Source organism: Streptomyces hilarionis, from assembly GCF_024539675.1.
Classification (GTDB): Bacteria; Actinomycetota; Actinomycetes; order Streptomycetales; family Streptomycetaceae; genus Streptomyces; species Streptomyces hilarionis.
Genome location: NZ_JAHHIT010000022.1, coordinates 24,136 through 46,437, shown reverse-complemented (window position 1 = coordinate 46,437; position 22,302 = coordinate 24,136). Strand labels below are relative to the sequence as shown.

Annotated in this window: 18 protein-coding genes; 3 read left to right on the top strand and 15 right to left on the bottom strand. The window is 72.5% G+C overall.

Going from position 1 to position 22,302, the window contains the following annotated elements; translation table 11 throughout:
* The first annotated feature begins 84 nt into the window (after window positions 1-84).
* Window positions 85-717, top strand: coding sequence for a TetR/AcrR family transcriptional regulator (locus KMS84_RS04800; protein ID WP_438818899.1), 633 nt, complete (start codon window positions 85-87; stop codon window positions 715-717).
* A 33-nt stretch (window positions 718-750) separates the two neighbouring features.
* A complete protein-coding gene (locus tag KMS84_RS04795; protein WP_256914760.1) occupies window positions 751-1,476 on the top strand; it encodes a Mut7-C RNAse domain-containing protein in 726 nt (241 codons plus the stop codon).
* Window positions 1,477-1,549: 73 nt separating this feature from the next.
* Here the strand turns inward: KMS84_RS04795 and KMS84_RS04790 are convergent, their stop codons facing one another.
* Window positions 1,550-3,580, bottom strand: coding sequence for a thioredoxin domain-containing protein (locus KMS84_RS04790; RefSeq protein WP_256914759.1), 2,031 nt, complete (start codon window positions 3,578-3,580; stop codon window positions 1,550-1,552).
* 215 nt (window positions 3,581-3,795) lie between these two features.
* Here KMS84_RS04790 and KMS84_RS04785 point away from each other — a divergent pair, with 215 nt between their 5' ends.
* Window positions 3,796-5,238: a S41 family peptidase gene (locus KMS84_RS04785; protein ID WP_256914758.1), complete on the top strand. Its 1,443-nt coding sequence runs from the start codon at window positions 3,796-3,798 to the stop codon at window positions 5,236-5,238.
* Here the strand turns inward: KMS84_RS04785 and KMS84_RS04780 are convergent.
* From KMS84_RS04780 to sbnB, 14 genes are all read right to left on the bottom strand, one after another.
* A complete protein-coding gene (locus tag KMS84_RS04780) occupies window positions 5,210-6,625 on the bottom strand; it encodes a DUF1015 family protein (protein ID WP_256914757.1) in 1,416 nt (471 codons plus the stop codon). The two genes, KMS84_RS04785 and KMS84_RS04780, sit on opposite strands and share 29 nt — an antisense overlap.
* A gap of 6 nt (window positions 6,626-6,631) precedes the next feature.
* Complete coding sequence (locus tag KMS84_RS04775) at window positions 6,632-8,071, bottom strand: amidase family protein (protein WP_256914756.1); 1,440 nt, start codon at window positions 8,069-8,071, stop codon at window positions 6,632-6,634.
* A gap of 16 nt (window positions 8,072-8,087) precedes the next feature.
* Window positions 8,088-8,852, bottom strand: a complete 765-nt coding sequence (locus tag KMS84_RS04770; protein WP_256914755.1) for a thioesterase II family protein — start codon at window positions 8,850-8,852, stop codon at window positions 8,088-8,090.
* A gap of 234 nt (window positions 8,853-9,086) precedes the next feature.
* The gene (locus KMS84_RS04765) at window positions 9,087-10,922 is read right to left on the bottom strand and encodes an AfsR/SARP family transcriptional regulator (protein WP_256914754.1); all 1,836 of its coding nucleotides are present in this window, start codon (window positions 10,920-10,922) and stop codon (window positions 9,087-9,089) included.
* An 899-nt stretch (window positions 10,923-11,821) separates the two neighbouring features.
* Complete coding sequence (locus KMS84_RS04760; protein ID WP_256914753.1) at window positions 11,822-12,550, bottom strand: class I SAM-dependent methyltransferase; 729 nt, start codon at window positions 12,548-12,550, stop codon at window positions 11,822-11,824.
* 119 nt (window positions 12,551-12,669) lie between these two features.
* On the bottom strand, window positions 12,670-13,995 hold the full coding sequence (locus KMS84_RS04755; RefSeq protein ID WP_256914752.1) for an acyltransferase family protein: 1,326 nt from the start codon (window positions 13,993-13,995) through the stop codon (window positions 12,670-12,672).
* The gene (locus KMS84_RS04750) at window positions 13,988-14,983 is read right to left on the bottom strand and encodes an alpha/beta hydrolase (RefSeq protein ID WP_256914751.1); all 996 of its coding nucleotides are present in this window, start codon (window positions 14,981-14,983) and stop codon (window positions 13,988-13,990) included. The genes KMS84_RS04755 and KMS84_RS04750 overlap by 8 nt, the downstream gene beginning before the upstream one ends.
* A gap of 138 nt (window positions 14,984-15,121) precedes the next feature.
* Complete coding sequence (locus tag KMS84_RS41200) at window positions 15,122-16,291, bottom strand: sensor histidine kinase (protein WP_256914750.1); 1,170 nt, start codon at window positions 16,289-16,291, stop codon at window positions 15,122-15,124.
* 44 nt (window positions 16,292-16,335) lie between these two features.
* The gene (locus KMS84_RS04740) at window positions 16,336-17,673 is read right to left on the bottom strand and encodes an FtsX-like permease family protein (RefSeq protein WP_256914749.1); all 1,338 of its coding nucleotides are present in this window, start codon (window positions 17,671-17,673) and stop codon (window positions 16,336-16,338) included.
* Window positions 17,667-18,374 carry an ABC transporter ATP-binding protein gene (locus KMS84_RS04735; protein ID WP_308287953.1) on the bottom strand — a complete coding sequence of 236 codons (708 nt, stop codon included), beginning with the start codon at window positions 18,372-18,374 and terminating at the stop codon, window positions 17,667-17,669. The genes KMS84_RS04740 and KMS84_RS04735 overlap by 7 nt, the downstream gene beginning before the upstream one ends.
* Window positions 18,375-18,544: 170 nt before the next feature.
* Window positions 18,545-19,186: a response regulator gene (locus tag KMS84_RS04730; RefSeq protein ID WP_256914763.1), complete on the bottom strand. Its 642-nt coding sequence runs from the start codon at window positions 19,184-19,186 to the stop codon at window positions 18,545-18,547.
* A 52-nt stretch (window positions 19,187-19,238) separates the two neighbouring features.
* Complete coding sequence (locus tag KMS84_RS04725; RefSeq protein ID WP_256914747.1) at window positions 19,239-20,222, bottom strand: TauD/TfdA family dioxygenase; 984 nt, start codon at window positions 20,220-20,222, stop codon at window positions 19,239-19,241.
* Complete coding sequence (sbnA, locus tag KMS84_RS04720; protein WP_256914746.1) at window positions 20,219-21,232, bottom strand: 2,3-diaminopropionate biosynthesis protein SbnA; 1,014 nt, start codon at window positions 21,230-21,232, stop codon at window positions 20,219-20,221. Before sbnA ends, KMS84_RS04725 begins: the two co-directional genes overlap by 4 nt.
* Before the next feature lie 28 nt (window positions 21,233-21,260).
* Window positions 21,261-22,292, bottom strand: coding sequence for a 2,3-diaminopropionate biosynthesis protein SbnB (gene sbnB, locus KMS84_RS04715; RefSeq protein ID WP_256914745.1), 1,032 nt, complete (start codon window positions 22,290-22,292; stop codon window positions 21,261-21,263).
* Window positions 22,293-22,302: the final 10 nt, after the last annotated feature.

Sequence of the window (22,302 nt, the reverse complement as noted above, 5' to 3'; positions counted from 1 at the left end):
GCTTTCGAGCCGTGGCCGTCCCGTGCCGGCCCCCGCGGCCTCGGCCGCAAAGGCCGCGCGGGCCGGTGCCGGACAATGAGCCCCATGACGGCCGCACGCATCAGCCCTCCCGCCGACCACCCCCGACCGGGCCTGCGCGAGCGCAAGAAGACCAGGACCCGCGAGGCGATCCGCGCCGCCGCCTACGCTCTCGTCGAGGAACAGGGCTACGTCGCCACGACGATCGACCGGATCGCCGACCGGGCCGAGGTCTCGCCGTCGACCGTCCTGCGCTACTTCCCGACCAAGGAGGACATCGTCCTCGCGGACGAGTACGGCCCCGTCCTGGTGGAGGAACTGCGGGCCCGCCCGAGGGACGAGGCCTGGACCGACTCCGTCCGTCACGTCCTGCTGGCGGCCGCCCGCGCCGGCGTCGAGGACGACCCCGAGGCGGCCCGGCTGCGCACGCGGCTGCTCGTGGACGTCCCGGCCGTGCGCTCGCGGATGCGGGAGAGCATGTCGGTCACCGGCCGCCTGCTCTGCGAGGCGATCGCCGGGCGCACCGGCCGCGACCCCGACGGCCTGGAGCTCCGCGTCCACGCGATGTCCCTCGTCGCCGGCCTGATGGAGACCTCCCTGTACTGGGCGCAGAACGGCCACCGGGACGACTTCCCCGCCCTCCTCGACCGTGCCCTGACCGTCCTGGAACACGGCCTCGGCGCAGCGGAGAAGAGCTGAGCCCCGACGACTCCCGCGTGCCATCCTGACCGGGTGAACGCACACCGGATCCGCGTCGAAGTCGCCCCCGAGCTGGCCCTGTTCGTCCCGCACGCCCGGCGCGCCGGCGCCACCGACCTCGCCGTCGACGGCGTCTCGACCCTCGGCCATGTCGTCGAGTCGCTCGGCGTGCCCCTCACCGAGGTCGGCGCCCTGCTCGTCGACGGGCAGGACAGGCCCGTCTCGCACATCCCCGCCGACGGCGAGTCGGTGAGCGTGCGCCCGGTCGCCCGGCCCCAGCGGGTGCCGGGAGCCCCGCTGCGCTTCCTCCTCGACGTCCACCTCGGCACCCTCGCCCGCCGGCTGCGCCTGCTCGGCGTGGACGTCGCCTACGAGTCGACCGACATCGGGGACCCGGCCCTCGCCGCCCTCTCGGCAGCCGAACGACGGGTCATGCTCAGCCGCGACCGGGGCCTGCTGCGCCGCCGTGAACTGTGGGCCGGCGCCTACGTCTACAGCACCGCGCCCGAGGAACAACTGCGCGACGTCCTGGACCGGTTCGCGCCCGAGCTCCGCCCCTGGACCAGGTGCACCGCCTGCAACGGCGTGCTGCGGCAGGCCACCAAGGACGAGGTCGCCGACCAGCTCCGCAAGGGCACCCAGCAGTCCTACGACGTCTTCGCCCAGTGCCGCTCCTGCGGGCGCGCCTACTGGAAGGGCGCGCACCACGAGCAGCTGGTCGCCATCGTGGAACGCGCCCTGGCGGAGTTCGCGGGCTAGCCGCCGGCCGCGGGCGCCCCGCGATCGTCGATGTCTGCGAGATCCCCGGCGTCCGGCCCGTCACCGGCGCCCGTCAGCCGCCGAGCGCGTCGCGCAGCCGCTGCGGATCGGTGGTCGGGGCGTCGCAGGTGAAGCCGCGGCAGACATAGGCGGCGGGCCGGCCGTCGACCAGCGGCCGGCCCGCGAGCAGCGGGAACTCGTCGCCGCCCGCGACGCCGGACGCGACGACGGCTCCGGGTGCGGTGGCCAGCAGCGCCGTACGGTGCAGCTCCCTCGCCCCCGGGTCGTCCGGCCCCGCGCCGACGACCGCGACCTCGCGCGGACCGTCGAGCAGCGCCTCGGCCGCGGCCAGCCCCCAGCCGATGAACCGGGGAACGCGCGGACCGAGCGCCTTCACCACGCCCAGGGCCCGCTCGGCCGCCGCGCGATGCGGCTCCGAGCCGGTGTGCGCCGCGTAGCCAAGCAGCGCCGCTGCGGCGGCCGTCCAGCCGGACGGCGCGGCGTTGTCGGTCGGGTCCTGCGGCCGCCGGATGAGCCGCTCGGCGTCCACGGCCGTGTCGAAGAGCGCACCGGATCCGGCGTCCACGAACCGGGTCAGGACGTGGTCGAGCAGGAACCCGGCGAACTCCAGCCAGACGCCCTCCCCGGTGACGGACGCGAGCGCGAGGAAGCCCTCGGCGACGTCGGCGTAGTCCTCCAGGACGCCCGCGTTGGCCCCGACCTGCCCGTCCTTGCTGGTGCGGGCGATGCGGGCCTGGTCGTCGAGGTGCAGCCGCACGAGCAGGTCGGCGGCGGCCAGGGCCGCGTCGACGAGGTCCGGCCGGTCGAAGTACGCGCCCGTCTCGGCGAGCGCGGCGATCGCCAGCCCGTTCCAGGCGGCGACGACCTTGTCGTCCCGGCCGGGCGCGGGGCGCTCGGCCCGGGCCCGGAGCAGCCGGTCCCTGATCGACTCGATCCGCGCGGCGTCGAACAGGCCGTCCTGCTGCGGGAGTTGCAGCACCGAGGAGCCGTGCTCGAAGGTGCCCTCCTCGGTCACCCCGAAATGGCGGGCGGCGAGCTCGGCGTCCTCCTCCCCCAGCACGTCCCTCAACTGCCCGGGCGTCCACGCGTAGTACGCGCCCTCGACGTGCCGGCCGGTGCCGTCGTCGCTGTCGGCGTCGAGCGCGGAGGCGAACCCGCCCTGCTCGGTGCGCAGTTCCCGGACCATGAAGTCGGCGGTCTCCAGGGCGACCCGCCGCGCGAGCTCGGAGCCGGTGGCGCGCCACAGGTGCGCGTAGACCCGGCACAGCAGCGCGTTGTCGTAGAGCATCTTCTCGAAGTGCGGCACGATCCAGTCGCGGTCCACGGAGTACCGGGCGAACCCCCCGCCGAGCTGGTCGTAGATCCCGCCCCGCGCCATCCGCTCACAGGTGTCCTGGGCCATCTGGAGCGCGCCCTCGGCCCCGGTGCGCGCGTGATGGCGCAGCAGGAACTCGATCACCATGGACGGCGGGAACTTCGGCGCCCCGCCGAACCCGCCGCGCTGCGCGTCGTACTCCCGGGTCAGCCCGAGCAGCGCCTGCGAGAGCTCCTGCTCACCGGGGGCCAGGCTGTCGCCGTAGGAGATCTCCCGCCCCGCCAGGTCCCGGACGATCTTCCCGGCGACCTCGGCGACCTCGTCGCGCCGCTCGGTCCAGGCCTGCCGGACCCCCTCCAGCACCTGCCGGAAGGACGGCATGCCGTGCCGGGGCTCGGGCGGGAAGTACGTGCCGAAGTAGAAGGGCTCGCCGTCGGGCGTCAGGAACACCGTCATGGGCCAGCCGCCCTGCCCGGTGGCCGCCTGCACGGCCTCCATGTAGACGGCGTCGACGTCGGGGCGCTCCTCGCGGTCCACCTTCACGCTGACGAAGTGCGCGTTGAGGCGGTCCGCGGTCTCCTGGTCCTCGAAGGACTCGTGCGCCATCACGTGGCACCAGTGGCACGCGGAGTAGCCGACCGACAGCAGAACCGGCACGTCGCGCCGCTTCGCCTCCTCGAACGCCGCCGACCCCCATGGCCACCAGTCGACCGGATTGTCGGCGTGCTGCAACAGATAGGGCGAGGTCACACCAGCCAGCCGGTTCATGCGATGCAGCCTCTCACACCACCCGACCCGGCACACGAAGCCCGCGCGGACCGCTGCGCGCGGGCGCATCACGGCCGGCGACCGTCACGGGCCGGACGACCCCGCGGGACGATCGGGGGACGACCGGCGAGGGCCGGCCGGTTCGGATTCCCGAACCCGCAAGCGGGTGGACACCCCATGGTGCCGGAGGCCGCACTCTCCGTAACGTGAGGGACATGCACCTCACGGTCCGCCGCAGGCGCGCCCCGTTCCGCGCCGTCGCACTCGCCCTCGCCGCCGCCGCCCTGCCCGCCATGACGTGCGCCACCCCGGCGCCCCGGGACGCCGCGGCCGCGCATCCGTCGGTGCGGGGACTGTGGCGGAGCACCGGATACGGCACCGTCGTCTCGGTCGACGGACGTCACCTGCGCACCTACGAGACGACGCGCGTGAGTTGTCTGCCCGGCGGCCTGGAGGCCGACCGCAGCGGCCCGTCCCGGGCGGGCGGCGCCGTGGACTTCACGCCGGCCGACAGCGAGGAGGCCGGGCGCATCACCCTGACCCCGAACGCCGACGGCGCGGGCGACGCCGTCACGCTCCGCTTCGAGGACGACGCGGGGTCTCGCACCCTGCGCCGCGTCCACGAGCTCCCCGACAGGTGCCGCAGGAAGCCGGCCCGGGACCCCCGCTCCGTCTTCGACGCCTTCTGGCAGACGTACGCGGAGAACTACCCCTCGTTCGCGGCCAAGGGCGTCGACTGGACCGCCGTGCGCGACCGCTACCGCCCCGCCGTCACCGCCGACACCACCGACGCCGAACTGTTCGGCATCCTCGAAGACATGATCGAGCCGCTGCACGACGCCCACACCGCGATCGTCGCGGGCGGGAATCGGCGCTTCACGGGCCGTCGAGCAGACACCGAGACGCCCACGTCCGCCACCGTCAGGAAGATCGACAAGGCGACGGCCGCGAGCGTGGGCGCGCCCCAACGGCGCTGGGGGCGGGGCGCCATCGGCTACGCCGACCTGCCCCACCGCATCGGCTATCTGCGCATCACCCGTTTCTCCGGCTTCACCGGGAAGGACGACTACCCGGGGGACCGGGCCGAACTCGACCGAGCCCTCGACGCCGTCCTGACCAGGGCGCGCACCTGTGGCCCCGACGCGCTGCGCGCCCTCGTCATCGACCTGCGCTTCAACGGCGGCGGGTCCGACCCCCTCGGGCTGCGGCTCGCCTCCAGGCTCACCACCCGTGCGTACACCGCCTACACGAAGCGGGCCCGCGACAACACCCCGGGCGCGCAACGGTTCACCCCGGCCCAACCGATCGGGGTGAGCCCGCGTTCGGGCCGTCCGGTCTACACCGGCCCGATCGCCCTGCTCACCGGCCGGCTGACCGTCAGCGCCGGCGAGACCTTCGTCCAGGCCCTCATGAACCGCACCCCGGCCCCCGTCCGCATCGGTGAGAACACCCAGGGCGCCCTGTCGGACACGATGGACCGGGTCCTGCCCAACGGCTGGTCCGTCACCTTGCCCAACGAGAAGTACCTCGCCTCCGACGGCGCGGCCTTCGACGGGACCGGCATCGCCCCCACCGTCCGCGTGCCCGTCTTCACCGAGGCCGAATTCGCGGCCGGCCGCGACAGCGCACTCACCCGGGCGCTGCGGCTTCTCGGCTGAGGCAGGCACGCGCGTCCCGCGGCCGCTCCGCGGGCGACGCCGGTCCGGTCCTCGTCCGCGGCGGGGCAGGCGCCTGCCCGGGGGACGGGCACGGGTCCTCCAGGCTGCGCAGGACCAGGCCGCAGGCCGGTTTCGGGCCGAAGGAGGTCGACTTGCGCGGCAGCGTGACGCCGCGCCGCGCCAGGTCGTGGACCAGCTCTTCGCGTACCGGATGCATCAGCACGGCGGTGGCGTCGAGACGCTCGGCCTGTGCCACCGCCGCCTCCGCGTCGTGCAGGTACGCGACGCAGTCGGCGGCATCGGGAACGCGCCACACCCGGGCCATCAGGGTTTCGTGCAGCACGGCGGCGTCCAGGGCGTGCCAGTCCGCCGGACGGTCCCGTCTCGTCGTGCGGGCGAGGAGCGCCGGGTCCGGCCGGTCGAGGAGGTGATAGGAACCGTCGCCCGCGAGCAGGAAGGCGTTGCCCGTGGAGGCGGCTTCCTCCAGGGCTGCCAGGGCCTGGGCGAGGGACGTGGCCAGGCGCCGGACGCGGAAGGAGTCCCCCACCGCGGCCAGCGCCTCGGAGAGGGGAAGCCGAGGGAGGAGCCGGTGGATCGCCTCCACCTGGAGGGGGTACTGCGCGGTGTCCACGAGGAGAACGAGGCCGTAGTCCCACGGGCCGGGCGTCACGGCCTGCTCCCGCCGCAACCGCAGGTAGGTGGCCCACCGGTGGTGGCCGTCGGCGATGAGAGCCCGGTGACCCGCCAGGTGATCGGCCACCTCGCCGATCTCGGCCGGGTCGGTCATCGACCACAGGCGATGCCGGAAGCCGTCCCGCGTGGTGGTGACCAGCAGGGGCGGGCCGGCCGTCGCCCGCTCGACGGCGGACGTGGCTCCCGCCGCTGCGGCCGTGCCCCGGTAGCTGAGCAGCAGGGGTTCGAGCTGCGCGGCGGTGGCCCGCACCAGGTCCGCCCGTTCCTCGACGACGTGCGCGATGACGTCCTCGTGGGGGAGAACGATTCCCTCCTCGGGCGGCGAGAGTTCCAGGGCGCCGATGACGCCGCGCTGCACGAGGTCGCCCCGCGACTGTTCGTACACGTACAGCGCGGGTTCGGCGTCGGCGGCGAGGACGCCTTCGGCGAGCCACGCGCGCAGCGTCTTCGACGCCTGTGCGCGGCGGGCCTCGGCCGTGCCGGCCCGCGGGTGGATCAGGCGGACGACGTGGTGGGGATGCTCGGGCTCCCGCCCCTCCCGGCCGACCGCGCCGTCGAGCGGCGGCGAGGTCACGGCCGCCAGGTCGCCGACCTCGTCCGGGACGTAGCGCACTGCGCGCAGCGGGAGCAGCCTCAGACCGCGGGTCCCCGACGGCCAGGCGGGGTCGTCCTTTCCCGGAAGGAGATCAAGCACGGCCGTTCACCTTGCGCCGGTGGGGTCGCCGGGCGGGCGGCGGGACGGCGTCGTCCGCTCGAAGACGTCCGCCACGCGCAGCAGGACGGGTTCGCTGAACGCCCTTCCGGTGAAGGTGACGCCGACGGGCAGGCCCTCCGTCCAGCCCGCCGGCACGCTGATCGCGGGGTAGCCGGCCAACCCGGGCACGAGCGCGGCTCCGTGCGGCTCGGGATCGCCCTCGACGACGTCGATCGGCCAGGGCGGCGGACAGGTGGGCATGACCAGCGCGTCGAGGCGGTGCTCGTCCATGACGGCGTCGATGCCCTCCGCACGCGCCTTTCGCCGCACGGTCGCCAACGCGTCACGGTAGCCCGGGTCGTCCAGGTCCGCGGTGTGCGCCGCCAGCATCTCCAGGATGTCCTGCTCGTACAGCTCCAGCTCGACCGCGGCGTTCGCCCGGTTGGCCTCCACCAGGGCGGCGATGGTGCGCGGGTGGCTGCCGGGCGTCCGGGCGAGGTACTGCCCCAGGCCGTGGGCGGTCTCGTTCACCACGACGCGGCCGAAGGACGGATCGGTGGTGAGTTCGTCCGCCCCCGGGATGTCCGTCCCCTCGACGATGACCGCGCCCACCCGGCTCAGGGCCTCCAGCGCGGACTCGGCCACCGCGTCGGCCGCTGCGCTGTAGCCGAAGAACATCGTGCGGGGCACGCCGATGCGCACCCCGCGCAGGTCGGTGGCGCCGAGGAGGCCGAGGTAGTCGACCACGGGCGCGCCGTCCGTCGCGCGGTCGCGGGGGTCGGGCCCGGCGATCACGGAGAGCACCTGCGCCGCGTCGGCGACCGAACGCGCGAGAGGTCCGACCGAGTCGAAGCTGGGGATGCCGGGGATCATGCCCGCCCGGCTGGTGAGGCCGGTGGTCGGCTTCACTCCCACGAGGCAGTTCGCGGCGGCGGGTCCCAGGATCGACCCGATGGTCTCGGTGCCGAGCGCCACCGCGCACAGGTTCGCCGCGACGCCCGCCGCCGACCCCGAACTCGATCCGTGCGGCGAGCGCGTCGTGTCGTACGGATTGCGGGTCTGGCCGCCCCGGGCGCTCCAGCCCGCGGGCCCGAGAATCCACGACGTCTTGTTCGCCTTGCCGAGCAGCACGGCGCCGGCCGCCCGCAGCCGAGCCACGACGGTGGCGTCGCGGTCGGGCCGGGAGCCGAGCATGACCGTCGAGCCGCTCGTGGTGTGCATGCGATCGGCGGTGTCCAGGTTGTCCTTGAGGAGGACGGGGATGCCGTGCAGCGGACCGCGGACGGGACCGGCGTCCAGCCGGGCGGCCTCTTCCTCCGCGTCCGGGTTCACTTCGACGACCGCGCACAGTGTGTCGTTGAAGCGCTCGATGCGGTCCAGGTACCAGCGGGTCAGCTCGAGGGCGGTGAGGCTCCCGTCGCCGAGCGCCCGTCGCAGTGCGGCCACGCTCGCCTCGGTCGGATCAAACACGGGACACCGCCGGCAGCGAGGAGAGCTCACGCAGCAGCGCCGCCTCGTGGTCGACCAGGTAGAAGTGGCCGCCGGGGAACCGGTGCGCCGTGAAGGGGCCCGTGGTGACCTCGGCCCAGGCGTCGACGTCCTGCGCCCGGGTGTCGGCGTCGTCCTCGCCGTAGCACGCGTGCACCGGGCAGTCGAGCAGGTCCGCGCGGCCCGGTCGGTAGGTCCGCACGAGAGCGAAGTCCGCCCGGATCGGCGGCAGGACGAGGTCGCGCAGCTCGGGGTCCTCGAAAAGCTCGGCGTCGTATCCGCCGAGCCGCTTGACCTCCTCGACGAGCGCCTCGTCGCCGAGGTCGCCGCCGTCGCCGCGGCGGGCCGAGCCGGGGCGCGAGGAGTGTCGTCGGGAGGGCGGCACCTGACCGGAGACGATCAACGCACGCACCGGCGTCCGCTGCGCCACCTCGTAGGCGATCCACGCGCCCATGCTGTGGCCGAACAGGACGAGCGGGGTGTCGAGCAGCGGCGCGAGCGCCTCCGTGACCGCCTCGACCATCGGCTCCATGCGCTCGACGCAGGGCTCGGCCACGCGGTCCTGCCGCCCCGGATAGCGCACCCCGACCACCTCGACGTCGGGCGGCAGCACGGTGGGCCAGGTCCGGAAGGCGCTCGGACCCCCGCCGGCATGCGCGAAGCAGACGAGGCGCACCCGGGGCCGTTCCACCGGTCGGTATCTCCGCAGCCAGGCGCTGGTCTGCTGGGCGGCAATCATGGTACGCCTCCGAATGAGTGTTCGAGTGGGGGTGCGCGGCACGCACCGGACGCACCCCGCCGCTCGTGCGGACCGGCGCCGCGGACCGACCGCGGTGTCCGCCGCGCCGCGCACGGGGACGCGCCGGACCGCCGCCGCCGGGCCGTCACCGGCGAGACCTGCCGAGCCGTGGGCCCGGCAGGAGGGAGGGAGGTGCTCGGTCGGTCGACCCTACGAAGGGTCGGTATCGCCCTGCTATCGGGCGCACTTCACGTGGGAGGGGGAGGCTGCCAGCACGCGGTCGCAGGCCGCCTTGCGGACGGAGGCGGCCACCTCCGTGTGAGCCGTCTCCTCCGCGTGCAGGGCGTGCAGCGTGGGCAGACGGTACCGGAACCAGCCGTCCGGGCCGGTGTCGGCCACTTCGATCAACGTGGCGTCCACCAGCTCCTCGAGCAGCCGCTGTGCGGCCATCGCGCCGACTTCGAGGAGGGCCTGAGCCTCCCAGACCGCTATGCACTCGCCGTTGATGAGACCGAGCCGCGCGTAGAGGTCGGCGGCCGCGGGCGACAGCGTCCGGTACACGCTGTCCAGGACCCGACGCAGAACGGGCGCCCCCGCGCTGAGTTCCTCCAGCCGGTGCCGGCGGTCGCCGAGCCGGGTCAGCAGATGGGGGAAGCGCCAGTGGGGCTTGGCGACGAGGCGTGCGGCCGCCGCGGACAGGGCGAGCGGCAGGTGGTCGCACAACGAGGCGAGGCGGTGCGCGGCGATCCTGTCCTCCTCGACCCGTCCGTCGTCCACGAGGGAGCCGAGCAACGTCACGGAGTCCGCCGGGCTCAACTCCGGCACGCTCAGCCGGACCTGCGCCGCGGTCGCGAGCACGCGCCGACTGGTCACCAGGACGCAGGCCCTGCCCGCCTTGGGGACGAAGTCATGGGCGACGCTGTCGTCGGGGACCCCGTCGAGGATGACCAGGAGCCGTTGCTCCCCGATCTGCCGATGGAACTCCCTGAGCCGGTCCTGGTAGGTGCGCGGTATCTCGGCGTCCGACATGCCGAGGGCGCGCAGGAGGGCGGCCGGGGCGTCGGCGGTGCCGGTCCGTTCGAAGTCGACGTAGAGCTGCCCGTCGGGAAACGCGTGTGCCGCCCTGCGTGCCCAGTACAGCACCAGGGCCGTCTTGCCGATTCCGGGGCGGCCCATCACCAGGCCCACGGACGAGATCCCTTCGCGGCCCCGGCGAAGCAGGGCGTCGAGCGATCGGATCTCACCGTCCCGTCCGATCAACTCCACGGCCGACGACATCAGTCGAGGCAGGGCGGCGACCGTGTTCAGCGGCCCGGTCGGGTCCGTGGGCGGCATCAGGTCGGAGGCCTCCTGAAGGATGGCCGTGTGCAGGTCCTGAAGGACGCGACCGGGTTCGAGGCCGATCTCCTCGCGGAAGACCCGCTGCGCCTGGCGGAAGAGGGCGAGCGCCTCGGACCGGTGACCCGAGCGGTAGTGGGCGAGCATGAGCGCGGCTCGCGCCTGTTCCCACAACGGCCGGTCGTGCACGAGGGCCGTCAGCTCGGAGATGACCTCACGATGCCGGCCGAGTTGCAGTTGCAGCGTCGCGTACTGCTCGTACGCGGTGAGCCTTCGGTGATCGAGGAGTTCCGCCTCCGTCTCCAGGACGGGGCTGGACATGTCCGTGAGAACCGGACCCCGCCACAGCCCGAGCGCCTGTCCGAGCCGCTCGGCGGCAGCGCCGACGTCCCCGTGGCGCGCCAGCGTCTGCGCGGAGTCCACGCCGGCGGCGAACTCCATCGAGTCGATGTGGTGTCCGTCCGAGCGCAGCAGGTAGCCGGGCGCGGAAGTGCCGATCAGCTCGCCTGTGTACCCGGCGGTCCGAAACGCCTTGCGCAGGCTGGCCACGCAGATGGCGATCTGGGTGCGGCACGTGGTCGGCGGCCGCCCGTTCCAGACCGCCTCGACCAGTTGGTCGATCGACACGACCCGGTCCGGCGCGAGCAGCAGCATCGCCAGCACGATGCGCTGGCGAGGTCCGCCGATCTCGACCTTGCGCGGCCCTACCCATGCCTCCAGCGGGCCGAGCACCTGGAAAGAGACGTTCGGATCGGTCCGTCCGACGCTTCTCTGCTGCGCCCGAATATGCGGAGGCATTACCTCCGTTTTTGGTGGTAGCGTCAACGAAAATGCAGCCGCATGATGCATTACTAAAGTCCCCGTTAGTTACAGCGCGACCAAAATCTTGACCTCGTTCTGGGCAAGCTCGATCGGTGCACATGCCGTCACAAGCCGAAGAGGCTGCCCGACGTGTATGGCAGCCTCACTCTCGCCTCCGTCTTTCATCACATCCATGTCGCACAGATGCGTGACAACGGGGCGAATACCCACAACGCTTCCATCTGCTTCGCATGCCGGATGGGGCGGTGAGGTCAACACGCGCACCCAGTGATTCCCTGGCAGGACGGCACTCCCGCCACTTTCCCCATACACACGGACGCCCGGTCGAGGGACACCGGCTGCCCTGGAGGCGCTGTGCCCTCCCGAGGCCGCTCCCCCTCTCTCGCGCGCCCGCCTGCCGTCGCCCCGCACCGCTGTCATCAGGCCAAACGGCACCGACGCAGGGGGCGGGCATACCGTCCATACCCTACTCCCACCGGTCAACCCGGCCACGCGGAGAGCGGCCGGACACGATCGTGATCTTGGCCTCACGCCTCATCTCCGCGCCATCGCGGCCCTTCGTCTTTCACAGTCCCGACACTTGGGGACCACATCAGGACCGTTCGCCCCGACGAGAGCCGGAAAATGAGGTCTCACCGGGGGCGCACCCGCTTCGGTACACACCCCCACGGAAACCTGATCACAAACAGCTCCGCTCGGACAACTTCTTTTTCCGCACGGGCGGATTCTCATATCCTGCCCGAAATCCGACCAACTGGGAAAATCAGACCCAAGGCCCCCGGTGTCTCGCCTTCGGTGGCTCCATGGCGTTATCCGAGGGTGAAGAAGACCATCGGGTTGTGGCGGCTCTCGCGCACCGGAGTGTCGAGCCCCAGTTCCTTCTTCGTCCTGCTGAGCTGCTCGATGACTTCGGGCGCCTTCGCGGCCGAGGGGGTGAAGAAGCTCGTGTTCCGCTCGGCGAGCCACTTCATGAGAACCGAGCCCTCGCTGATCGGCTTGGGCCGGCGTCCGTGGAAGACGTCGTGCACGCTGGTCGGGGTTCCGGAGCGCACCTTCGGGAAAACGTTCTCGACGTACCAGCGAGCGAACCGAGCACCGTGGTCGGCGTCGATGAAGAGATAGTCCGCGCTGCCGACCGTGTCGCCGAGCGTTTCCCGGACATCGCCCTTGGTGAATGTCCAGCGGTCGGCGGAGAGATCTGCCGGAACATTGCTGACGACACGGTCGACGATGTCGAACGAGTAAAGGTGCCCCGTTCCGTTGTCGCGCAGAGCGCTGAGGATCCACATGGTGGACCAGCCGTAGAACGTGCCGATCTCGACCACCCTCTCGGGCCGGTACTCGCGCAGCAGCAGGTAGGTGATCTCGGCCTCGTAGTCGTCGAGTTGCGCCTTCATCGACTTGCCGCGCTGCCGGAGGAACTCCCGTTGCCGATCCCTGACGGCACGCAGGTCGTCCTGGTACTTCACGTAGAGTTCCGAGACCGCGTGCACGGTGAGGCCCCGAAGGGAATGCGCGGCGCCGGGCGCGGAGGCCACGCCCGTGCTCATTTCCACCGAGGACGGGATATTGTTCGATATGGCCACGAGATTCCTCCTGCTGTGAACTGCGCCGGAATGCAATTGAGAAACGCCGGAAACCATAGGCGAGTGCGGCATTATTCGATTATCGACCGCTTATCGGGCGATCGCCTGGCAGCCTTTTCCACGTCTTTGAAAGCCAGCCAGAAAACAGCCAGCACGCAGGCGAAAACAGGGATCCAGGCCATACGGAAAGCCACCCAGCGCGGATCATCCGGCGCCGTGTGGAGCCCGGGCAGGCGCTGCCCGACGCCGAGCCAGAACACGGTGGCGGCGAGCATGGACGTCTGGTGCCAGAGGAAGACCGTCATGGCCGAGAGGTTCAGCGACGCCACGGCCGCCCAGCAGAACTGTCCCGCGGTGGCCCGTGCCCCCGGCGCGTCGTACGCGCGGGCGGGGAGCGACGGGGCCGGCTCCGACGGCTGTCCGGTCAGCCGGCGGAGCGGGCCGCACAGCAGCAGTCCGAGACCGCACTGGGCCAGGCCGAAGCAGACGGCCGCCAGGCTCGGCGGGTTGAGGTTGGACAGGGCGGCCCCGGGGACGCCGACCATGCTCGCCGGATAGTCGCACCACAGCACCAGGCCGGCCGTACCGGCCGCTCCGCCGACGAGCATGCCGACGGCGTGCCTGCGGCGGGCGAGGCCGCCTGCCCCCCAGAGCACCCCCAGGGCGTAGGGCACCAGCCAGCCGGTGAGGACGTTCAGCCAGCGGAGCGAACCGGCCCATCCCGCGTCGCCGACCAGCTCGCGCGCCAGGTCCGTGGCCACGACCAGCGCGAAGGCCACCGGCAGCAGCCGGCCCGCACCGCACCGCCTGATCAGCGGGGTGGCCGCCGTGATCACCGCGTAGACGCACAGGAACCAGAGCGGGGACACCGCGAGCCGTACCAGGGTGCGGATCGTCTCGTACGCCACGCCTTCGAGGGCCAGCCCGATCAGCACCGACCCCCAGACACCCAGCAGGGCCAGGGTCGGACGCGCCAACTGCCGCAGGCGCCGGGCCAGCCAGGTCCGATAGCGGGTCCCGGTCGCCACCGCGGAGGCATGGCTGCGGGATCCGACCCGGCCGCCGACGAAGAAGAACAGCGCGAGCGGCTGCAACAGCCACGACACCGGCGCGAGGGCCGGCATGTGGTGCAGGGGACTGTCGCCCGCCAGATGGCCGCCCGCCCGGAGGACCACCGCGCTCACCAGCCAGTGGCCGAGGACCACGCCCAGGATGGAGTAGGCCCGCAGGACGTCGACCGCGCGGTCGCGGGAGAACGGGGTCGCCGCGTCGACGCGCAGCACGGCGCGGTGCAGCCGCCGCATCGGCGCCGGCGGGACGGGCCGTGCCGTTGCCAGGTCGTCCCAGGCCAAGCGGGTGGGGCGCTCGACGTCCGCGCCGACCTGGACGTCAGCCACGGGACACCTGCCGGCCCCGGTCCAGGCCGATGAGCGCGAGGCCGCGCAGCGAGAGGCTGCCGGGGCGCAGGTAGTCGCCGTGCCGGCTGTCGCCGGTGGGGAGCAGTCGGGCGCCGAACCCCGCGGAGGCCGGGTCCGGGCCGAACCCCACCCTCTCGCCGAACAGGCCGTACTGGGCGTGCGGCACGTGCGAGATCCAGTCCCCGCTGCCTCGCCCCGCCCACACCGGGACGCTCGCGCCCAGTTCGGCGGCCGAGCCGACGCCCATCCCGGGGCTGCCGAAGACCGCGAGACCCGTGAGCGTGGACTGCGCGGGCCCGCTCGTGGCGCGCACCGCGTCCGCGCACACCACGGACCCGTACGAATGGCACATGAGTGCCACGGAGGCAGCGGGGTTGATCCCCCGTAGCCGGCGGATCTGGCGGCGGAGCAGCCGGCCGCCCTCCTCCGCTCGGTCCTGGGTCAGGGTGTCGCGGCTCTTGGTGCGGGGGGCCCGGTAGCCGTACCACCCGATGACGGCGACCCGCGTGTGCGGTGCGAGGGCCCGCATCTCGGCGTACAGCGCCCGGCTTCCGCCGGCCACCGAGCCGTGCCGGGAGCCGAGGTGGTCGAAGGTGTCGACGGTGGTGTCCGTGCCCGGAACCAGCAGGGCGACGCGCTGCGCGTGCGCCAGGTCTCCGAGCACCTCCACCGCCCGGCCGTCGCCGTCGGCGGACACCTCGAGGAAGTCGCGGTCGGGGGAGGCGAGTTCGTCCAGTGCCCGGGCCCGGTCACCGTCACCCATCCGCCGTGCCGCATCGGCCGCGCGGACGAGGTAGTCCCGGTTCTCGCGGTAGACCTCCGGGAGGTCCCCGGCCGCCACGGCCGCCTGCCGGGGCGGGTCCGGCAGGCCGGGCACCGGGGTCGCGGCGGCGGCCGTGACGGATGCGACGATGCATCCGGCGAGGCCGGATATCAGCAGTCCGAGTCTGATCCGGGCAGCACGCATGGACAGCCGTCCTTCCTGTGGGCATGGGTCGGCGCGACGTGTCGTGCCGGGGGAAAGCGGCGTCGAGGACGCCGTGGTGTGGGGGCGGGGCGCATCGGGCCCCGCGGCGGACGTGAGCGGCCCGTCGTGGGCCGGCGGTCAGATCCGGACCGGCATCCGCAGCACGACGGTGGTCGGGCCGCCGGGCGGACTGTCGAGGCCGAGGGTGCCGTCGACCGCGGTGAGTCGTTCTCTCAGACCCGCCAGGCCGCTGCCCGCACCGATGCGGGCTCCCCCGACGCCGTCGTCGCGGACCTGGACCCGCAGCGTCTTCCCGACGACGCGCGCGTCGACCGACGCCTTCGTCGCCCCGCTGTGCTTGGAGACGTTGGTGAGGAGTTCGGCGACGCAGAAGTACGCCACCCGCTCGATCACCGGGTCAGGCCGCTGTGACATCTCCACGGTCAGGGCCACGGACACGCCGGCCTGCCCCGTCAGGTGCGGCAGCGCGTCGGCGAGTCCCCGGTCGAGCGCGGCGGGGCTCATCCCGTCGACGAGACGCCTCAGTTCCGCGATGGCCGCGTCGGTCTGCTTGCGGGCCCGTGCGACGAGGGCGCCGGTGCGTCCGGTGGCGGCTTCGCCCTCCAGCGTGTCGGTGGCCAACGACAGCGTCATGGCGATCGCGACCAACTGGGCCTGCGTGCCGTCATGCAGGTCCCGCTCGACCTGCCTCAGGTCGCGGGCGCCCTCGGCGAAGGCGAGGGTGCGCGCCCGTTCCAGCGTGCGGACCCGCAGTTGGGAGGTGCTGGGACCGAGCAGCTTCCTGCCCAGCGACCGGTGCGCCCGCATCACGGTGCGCGCCGCCCACGGGGCGACGGCCACGGCGAGCAGTCCGCCGAGGACCGCCGTGACCGCCAGCCAGAGCTCCGGGCCGGCCATCGCCGTCCAGACGATCGACCACACGCCGAAGGCGGGCAGCGCGATCGTCACCACGAGGGCGACCAGGTCGAGCGGGAGACGCAGCGTGAGGTAGAGCACGCTGCGCCAGGCGGTCACGTCGGACAGACGACTCCTGATCCAGGCCCAGGCGCCGGGCGCCGCCGCCGGCGGCGCGGGGGGATCGATGTCCTCGCCGAGCAGTGCCCTCATCAGCCGGGCGTGAGCCCCGCCGAGGTGGCGGGCTCCCGACAGCCCGGTCGCGAGGACCGGCAGCCCGATCACGGTCAGGGAGAGCAGCCCGCCGACGTAGAGGACCGCGAGGACGTAGGCCATGCCGAGGAGGGAGAGCGGCACCCCGGTGAGGGCGAAGACGATCGCTCCCGGACGCACCCTCCGTCCTCCGTCGCGGTCCTGGTCCGTCGGGCGGGCCGCGGTCACTGCGCGGCCACGGCGGTGACCGCCGGCTCCGAGGTGGCCCGCACACCGGTGAACAGGATCGTCAGCACGGTCAGTGCCACGGGTCCCAGCACCAGAGGGGCATAGGTGTCGAACGCGATCGTGGGAAGCACCTCGCCCCTCGCCGCCCAGGCGAACGCCATGCTCATGGGCGCGGCGGCCAGAATGCCGAGCACCACTCCGGCCAGGGCGGTCAGCACGGCCTCCGTGCCCAGCATGCGCAGCAACTGCCGCCGGGTCGCGCCGGTCAGGGCGAGCAGCGCGTACTCACGCCGTCGCGCCGTGGTCAGTGAGGCGAGGGTGTTCACCGTGGCCACGGCCCCGAAGCCGGCCAGCATGGCGAGTTCCACCCCGCGCAGCCAGATGTCGCTCTCGGCGGAGGCGCCGGACGGAGCCACCTGCTCAAGGGTGCCGCTGACCGAGGCGAAGGCGCTGGAGAGCCCGACCAGCAGGGCGATCGGCACCACGGCGGAGGACAGGCGGTGGGCATGCCCGCGCAGGTTGTCGGCGGCCAGGGCGCCACCGGCGTCTCCCCCGTGCGTGCGGCCCATCAGCCTGAACGGCACACCCAGCAGCGCGATGGACAGTCGTGCCAGCAGGGGGCCGAGCAGTCCGACGGCGACCAGGAAGAGCAGCGAACCGAGCAGAGCCAGCTGGGCGGACTTGTCGGCCGGCTGCCGGGAGGTGAACACCACGAGGGGTACGGAACCCGCGATCACGAGCAGACCGGCGATCCCGCGGAGCCAGCCGAGCTTCGTCTGCTCGGCCGTCTGCGCGAGCACGGTGGACGGCCGGCCGCGGACGACACGGCGTGCGGCGAGCTTCGCCGCGCCGACTCCGACCAGCAGCGTGACCGCCGTGCCGATCAGCAGGGGCCAGGGGGACCACACCACTGCCGCGTCCGCGGGCACGATGTCCCGGGCGGCCAGCTCCGCCATGAACGTGTCGGCGCCCCAGGCGCCGAGCAACCAGGCCGGCGGCGAGACGAAGAGCGTCAGCCACAGGATCTGGCACCTGATCAGGCGCCTGATCTGTGCGGGCGTCGCCCCGCTCGTCCTCAGCAGCGCCATGTCCCGGGCCTGCCCGCGCACGGCGAACGAGAGCGTGTTGGTGACGGTGAACAGCGTCATCAGCATCGCGATCTCGCCGAACGCCCCGCCGATCACGCCGAGCCGGGAGCCTGCGTGGCCGTCGATCGCCGTGGCGATGAGGGAGCCGAACATGGTGATCACGGAGACGGCCATCAGGAGCACCGTCGCGGGCCCCGCGAGCAGGGAGGGCCTGGCCCGCAGCAGCCCTAGGGCGAGCCTCAGCATGCGAGTTCACTCAGCTTCTCGGAGATCTGCGCGGCCGACGGGCGCACCAGTTCGTCGACCAGGACTCCGTCGGCGAGGACGACCACCCGGTCCGCGAAACTCGCCGCGACCGGATCGTGCGTGACCATGACACAGGTGCGGCCGTCGTTCTCGACCCCCTCGCGCAGGAGCCACAGCACCTCGCGTCCGCTCGCACGGTCGAGCGCGCCGGTCGGCTCGTCGGCGAACAGGACGCGCGGCCGGGCGAACAACGCACGCGCCACGGCGACGCGTTGCTGCTGGCCGCCGGAGAGCCGGCCGGGCCGTTCCTTCCTCCGGTCGGCGAGGCCCACCCGCTCGAGGCAGTCGGCGACCGCCGCCCAGTCCACGCGCTCGCCCGCCAGCCGGGAGGTCAGGGCGACGTTCTGCTCGACCGTCATGGCCGGCATCAGGTTGTACGACTGGAAGATGAAGCTCGCCTCCGCGCGCCGCAGCTGTGCCAGGCGGCGCTCGGGCAGGGAGGTGATGTCCGTCGTGTCCCAGTGGACCGTTCCGGAGGTCTGCCGGTCCATTCCCGCCACGCACTGCAACAGGGTCGACTTGCCCGATCCGGACGGGCCCATCACCGCGGTGAAGGTGCCGGGGGCGAAGCCGATGTCCACCCCGCGCAGAGCGTGGACCGCGGCACGGCCACGGCCGTACGAGCGGTGCAGGTTCTCCACGCGAATTCCCAGACCGCTTTCCACGGAAGGTCGGGCTCGGGTCCCGGTGCTCAGTGACATGCCTTCATTCTCGGCAACCCGGCTGCTGAGGGCCATCGTGCTACCTCCCGTCCTCGGGGTTCGGATATCCGCCCCCCAGGGACGTGCCCGGCCGCGATCCGGGCCCGCGGTCAGGTCCTGGACTCCTGTAGGTACGCCACGACGGCCTTGACGCGGCGGTTGTCCGCGGCGGCCGGAGGAAGGTCGAACTTCGCGAAGATGGAGGCCGCGTGCTTCTCGACCGCGCGTTCGGAGATGACGAGCAGTTCGGCGATGGAACGGTTCGAGTGGCCCTGCGCCATCAGGTCCAGGGCCACTCGTTCGCGCTCGGTCAGCCGGTCGAGGGGACGGCTGCCGGTGTTCAGCATGCGGCTGACGATCTCCGGGTCGAGGGCCACGCCGCCGGCCGCGACCCTGCGCAGCGCCTCGATGAAGTCGGCGGTGGCCGCGACGCGTTCCTTGAGCAGGTACCCGATGCCCGACGCCTCGCCGGCGAGCAGCCGGGCCGCCCAGGACGGTTCCGCGTGCTGGGAGAAGACGAGGACGCCCACCTCGGGGTGGTCCGCGCGGATCCGGACGGCCGCGCGGATGCCTTCGTCGGTGTGGGTGGGAGGCATGCGGATGTCGACCACGGCGACGTCCGGGGAGTGTGCGGCCACCGCGGCCAGCAGTCCGTCCGCGTCGTCCGCGGTGGCGAGTACCTCACAGCCTCGGGCGGTCAGCAGTTCCACCATGCCTTCCCGGAGAATGACCGAGTCCTCGGCGATGACCACTCGCACTGCGCGCTCCCTCGTTGACGGTCGATCCCTCGCGTCGACCTCGTTTTCATTCAACCAGCACGTAACCGTCGTCCGGGCGTTGTCCCCGCGAACGCCGAAGGGCGGTCAGCGCGAAGGTGCGTTGCAGCCAGCGGTCCCGGCCGTCGTAGCGGGGGGTGAACGCGGTGCGCCCGTGCGCGGTGACGTGGTTGTCGACGATGACCAGGTCTCCGGGGAGCAGTTGCGACGTCGTCGACACCCGCTCGAAGAGCGCGCCCAGTTCGGCGAGGGCGGCGGTCCCCTCCTGCGTGGTGGCCCGGGTGGCGGCGAAGTCGACGCGCAGGTCGGGATCGGTCCACGATCCCCCCAGCACGGGGTGCCGGAGCGCGCCCCGACGACCGGCGCCGAAGGACGGCGGGGCCTCGGTGGTGAATTCGGGCAGGCTCAGCGTCTTCCTGGCCGCCGGGCCGAGCAGGTCCAGGACCTCGCGGACGCAGGCGGTGCGCGTGCCCGCGACACCCTCGTGGTCGGTGCGCAGACACATCAGCATGACGTGGTCCGGGCGGTGTTCGTGGAACGCGTTCTCGGTGTGGAAGGACAGCAGGACCGATCCCGCGTTCCCCTGGAACTCCTCACGGCCCGGGACGGGCACGACGTCCTGCACCAGGGCGCCGGACTTCTCCTGGAGGTAGGCGGCGGGGTCGCCGAGCCCGCAGGCCACCATGAGGAGGATCGCGGCGGCGACGGAGGACTCCCGCTGGACCGAGTCGGCGCTCGACGGGGTGCACCGCGACTCGTCGCCCACCGGAAGCCCGCGGATCAGCAGGCGGCCGCGGGGGCCGGAGTGCCGGCGGAACCGGCGGATCTCCCGCCGGAGCCGGGCAGGGAGGTCGTCCCAGGCGTCCCGGGCGGCCACCACGAACTCCGGGGAGTCGACCCGGCCGTCGGCGACGTGCAGTATCTTCCGCGCGACGGCCTCCACGGCGGCGGCCTCGCCGCCGAGGGCGAAGGCGGCGTCGTCGCGGACTTCGTTCTCCAGCAGCTCTGTCATGAGGCAACACCCGTGGTGGACATCAGGGGGACTTCCCCGAGCTCTTCGAACTCACCGGCGAGGGCAGCGCTGCCGTAGATCTCCTCGACCCAGCTCCGGTGGTAGATGGAGTCCAGGTACCTGTCGCCCATGTCCGGTGCGACCGCCACGGCCGTGACGTCCGGACCCGGCGCGTACTCGTCGAGCCAGCGCAGGGCGCCGCTGATCACCGTCCCCGTGGATCCGCCGAAGAGGAAGCCGCGTCTGGCCAGTCGGCGGCAGGCCCGCACGGTTTCCACCTCGCCCACGTGGATCACGTCGTCCACGTAGGACCGGTCGAGCAGCGGTGGGCGGACGCCCGTGCCGAGGCCGGGGATCTGCCGCGGCAGGGACGGCCCTCCGAAGGTCACCGAGCCGACCGCGTCGACCGCGACGACCTTGACGTCGGGACGGTTCTCCTTGAAGTAGCGGGCGCATCCCATGAGCGTGCCGGTCGTGCCCGCGCCGATGAAGGCCACTTGCAGATCGGGAAAGCGCTCGGCGATCGCCGGCGCCGTGCCCCAGTAGTGGGCGAGCGCGTTGTTCGGGTTCGCGTACTGGTTGAGCCAGACATGGCGCTCGTCCGACTCGCACAGCTCCTTCACCAGACGCAGCCGCGCGCCGAGGAAACCGCCGTCCGCCGCGGGCTCCGTGACGGTGTGGACCGTGCCGCCCATGGCCTCGATGAGTTGCGTCGTGGCCAGGTTGCACCTGCTGTCCGTGACGCAGACGAAGCCGTAGCCCTTGCTGGCGGCGAGAATGCTCAGCGCGACGCCGAGGTTGCCCGACGACGACTCCACCAGAATCGAGCCGGGCCGCAGCACCCCGCCGGCCTCCGCCGCGTCGACCATCGCCCGGGCGGCCTTGAGTTTGATCGAACCCGCGAAGTTGAACCCCTCGCACTTGAGGTAGAGCCTGCGTCCGAAGGTCCGTTGGAGGTCGACGAACAGATCGTTCTCGTGGTACTGCTGCGGCTCTGAAATTATTGGCACAGCTCTCTCCCGTTCCGGGCAGTCGCCCCTAGCCGCCGTACCGGCTCATCTCGTGGAAAAAGTCCTCGACCACGTGAAGGTCGCCGCTTCGCGCCACCTGGTCGTAGACGTGGGCGCTGACCGCGAGGTCGAGCACCCCCAGGCCGAACGGGGAGAACACCACCGTGCGATCCGACGGCACCGTGGCGCGGCCCGTCATGACGTCGTAGAGGGTCCCGTCGAGGAAGTCCCTGTTGCCGGAGAGCTGTTCGGCCAGGTGCGGCGAGGTGTCGGCCTTCAGGCAGTGCTCGACGTCGTCGACGTAGTTGGCCGCGTCGAGAATGATCTCCGGCGCCAGATCCCGCAGCGAGACGTGGAGCACGAGCGGGTGATGGGCGAACAGCTCCGGGTCGCTGATGTGCGGGGCGCCCGCCACCGTGGCGAAGACGACCAGGTCGCTGGCGCGGATCAGGTCGTCCACGTCGGCGTGCACGCTCACCCGGCCGTTCTCGCCCGAGCGGTCCAGGTAGTCGGCGAATCCGGCGGCGTGGTCGTCGGACAGGTCGTGCACACCGACCTCGTCGAAGCTCCAACCGGTGCCCGCCAGATACGTGTGCAGATAGCGGGCGATCAGACCGGTGCCGACGAAGCCCACCCGGGTCGGGCGGGGCCGTCCGCGGGTGAGCCGGTCGGCGGCCAGTGCGGCCGACGCGGCCGTCCTGCTCGCGCTGATGATCGAGCTCTCCAGGCAGGCGTACGGGTAGCCGGTGCGCGGGTCGTTGAGGATGAGGACCGCGGAAGCGCGCGGCAGCCCGGACCTCACGTTCTCCGGGAAACTGGAGATCCACTTGAGCCCGTCCACGGCGTCGTCGCCGCCGAGCGACGCCGGGAGGGCGATGATCCGGGCCGTGGGCCGGTCGGGAAACCGCAGGAAGTACGACGGCGGGTTGACCGTCTTCCCGGTGCCGTGCGCGACGTAGGCCGCTTCGACGATCTCCGTGACCAGCTTCTCCTGCCCGCTCAGTGCGCGCTGCACCTGCCGGCCGGAGATCACTGCGAAATCTGGGCTGTGCTGGGTCATGTGGCCTCTG

Bases quoted from the DNA above. Each gene is read 5' to 3' on its own strand.
- KMS84_RS04800 (WP_438818899.1), top strand. From the start codon at position 85: ATGACGGCCGCACGCATCAGCCCTCCCGCCGACCACCCCCGACCGGGC.
- KMS84_RS04740 (WP_256914749.1), bottom strand. From the start codon at position 17,673: ATGCTGAGGCTCGCCCTAGGGCTGCTGCGGGCCAGGCCCTCCCTGCTC.
- KMS84_RS04790 (WP_256914759.1), bottom strand. From the start codon at position 3,580: ATGAACCGGCTGGCTGGTGTGACCTCGCCCTATCTGTTGCAGCACGCC.
- KMS84_RS04750 (WP_256914751.1), bottom strand. From the start codon at position 14,983: ATGCGTGCTGCCCGGATCAGACTCGGACTGCTGATATCCGGCCTCGCC.
- KMS84_RS04770 (WP_256914755.1), bottom strand. From the start codon at position 8,852: ATGATTGCCGCCCAGCAGACCAGCGCCTGGCTGCGGAGATACCGACCG.
- sbnB (WP_256914745.1), bottom strand. From the start codon at position 22,292: ATGACCCAGCACAGCCCAGATTTCGCAGTGATCTCCGGCCGGCAGGTG.
- KMS84_RS04725 (WP_256914747.1), bottom strand. From the start codon at position 20,222: ATGACAGAGCTGCTGGAGAACGAAGTCCGCGACGACGCCGCCTTCGCC.
- KMS84_RS04785 (WP_256914758.1), top strand. From the start codon at position 3,796: ATGCACCTCACGGTCCGCCGCAGGCGCGCCCCGTTCCGCGCCGTCGCA.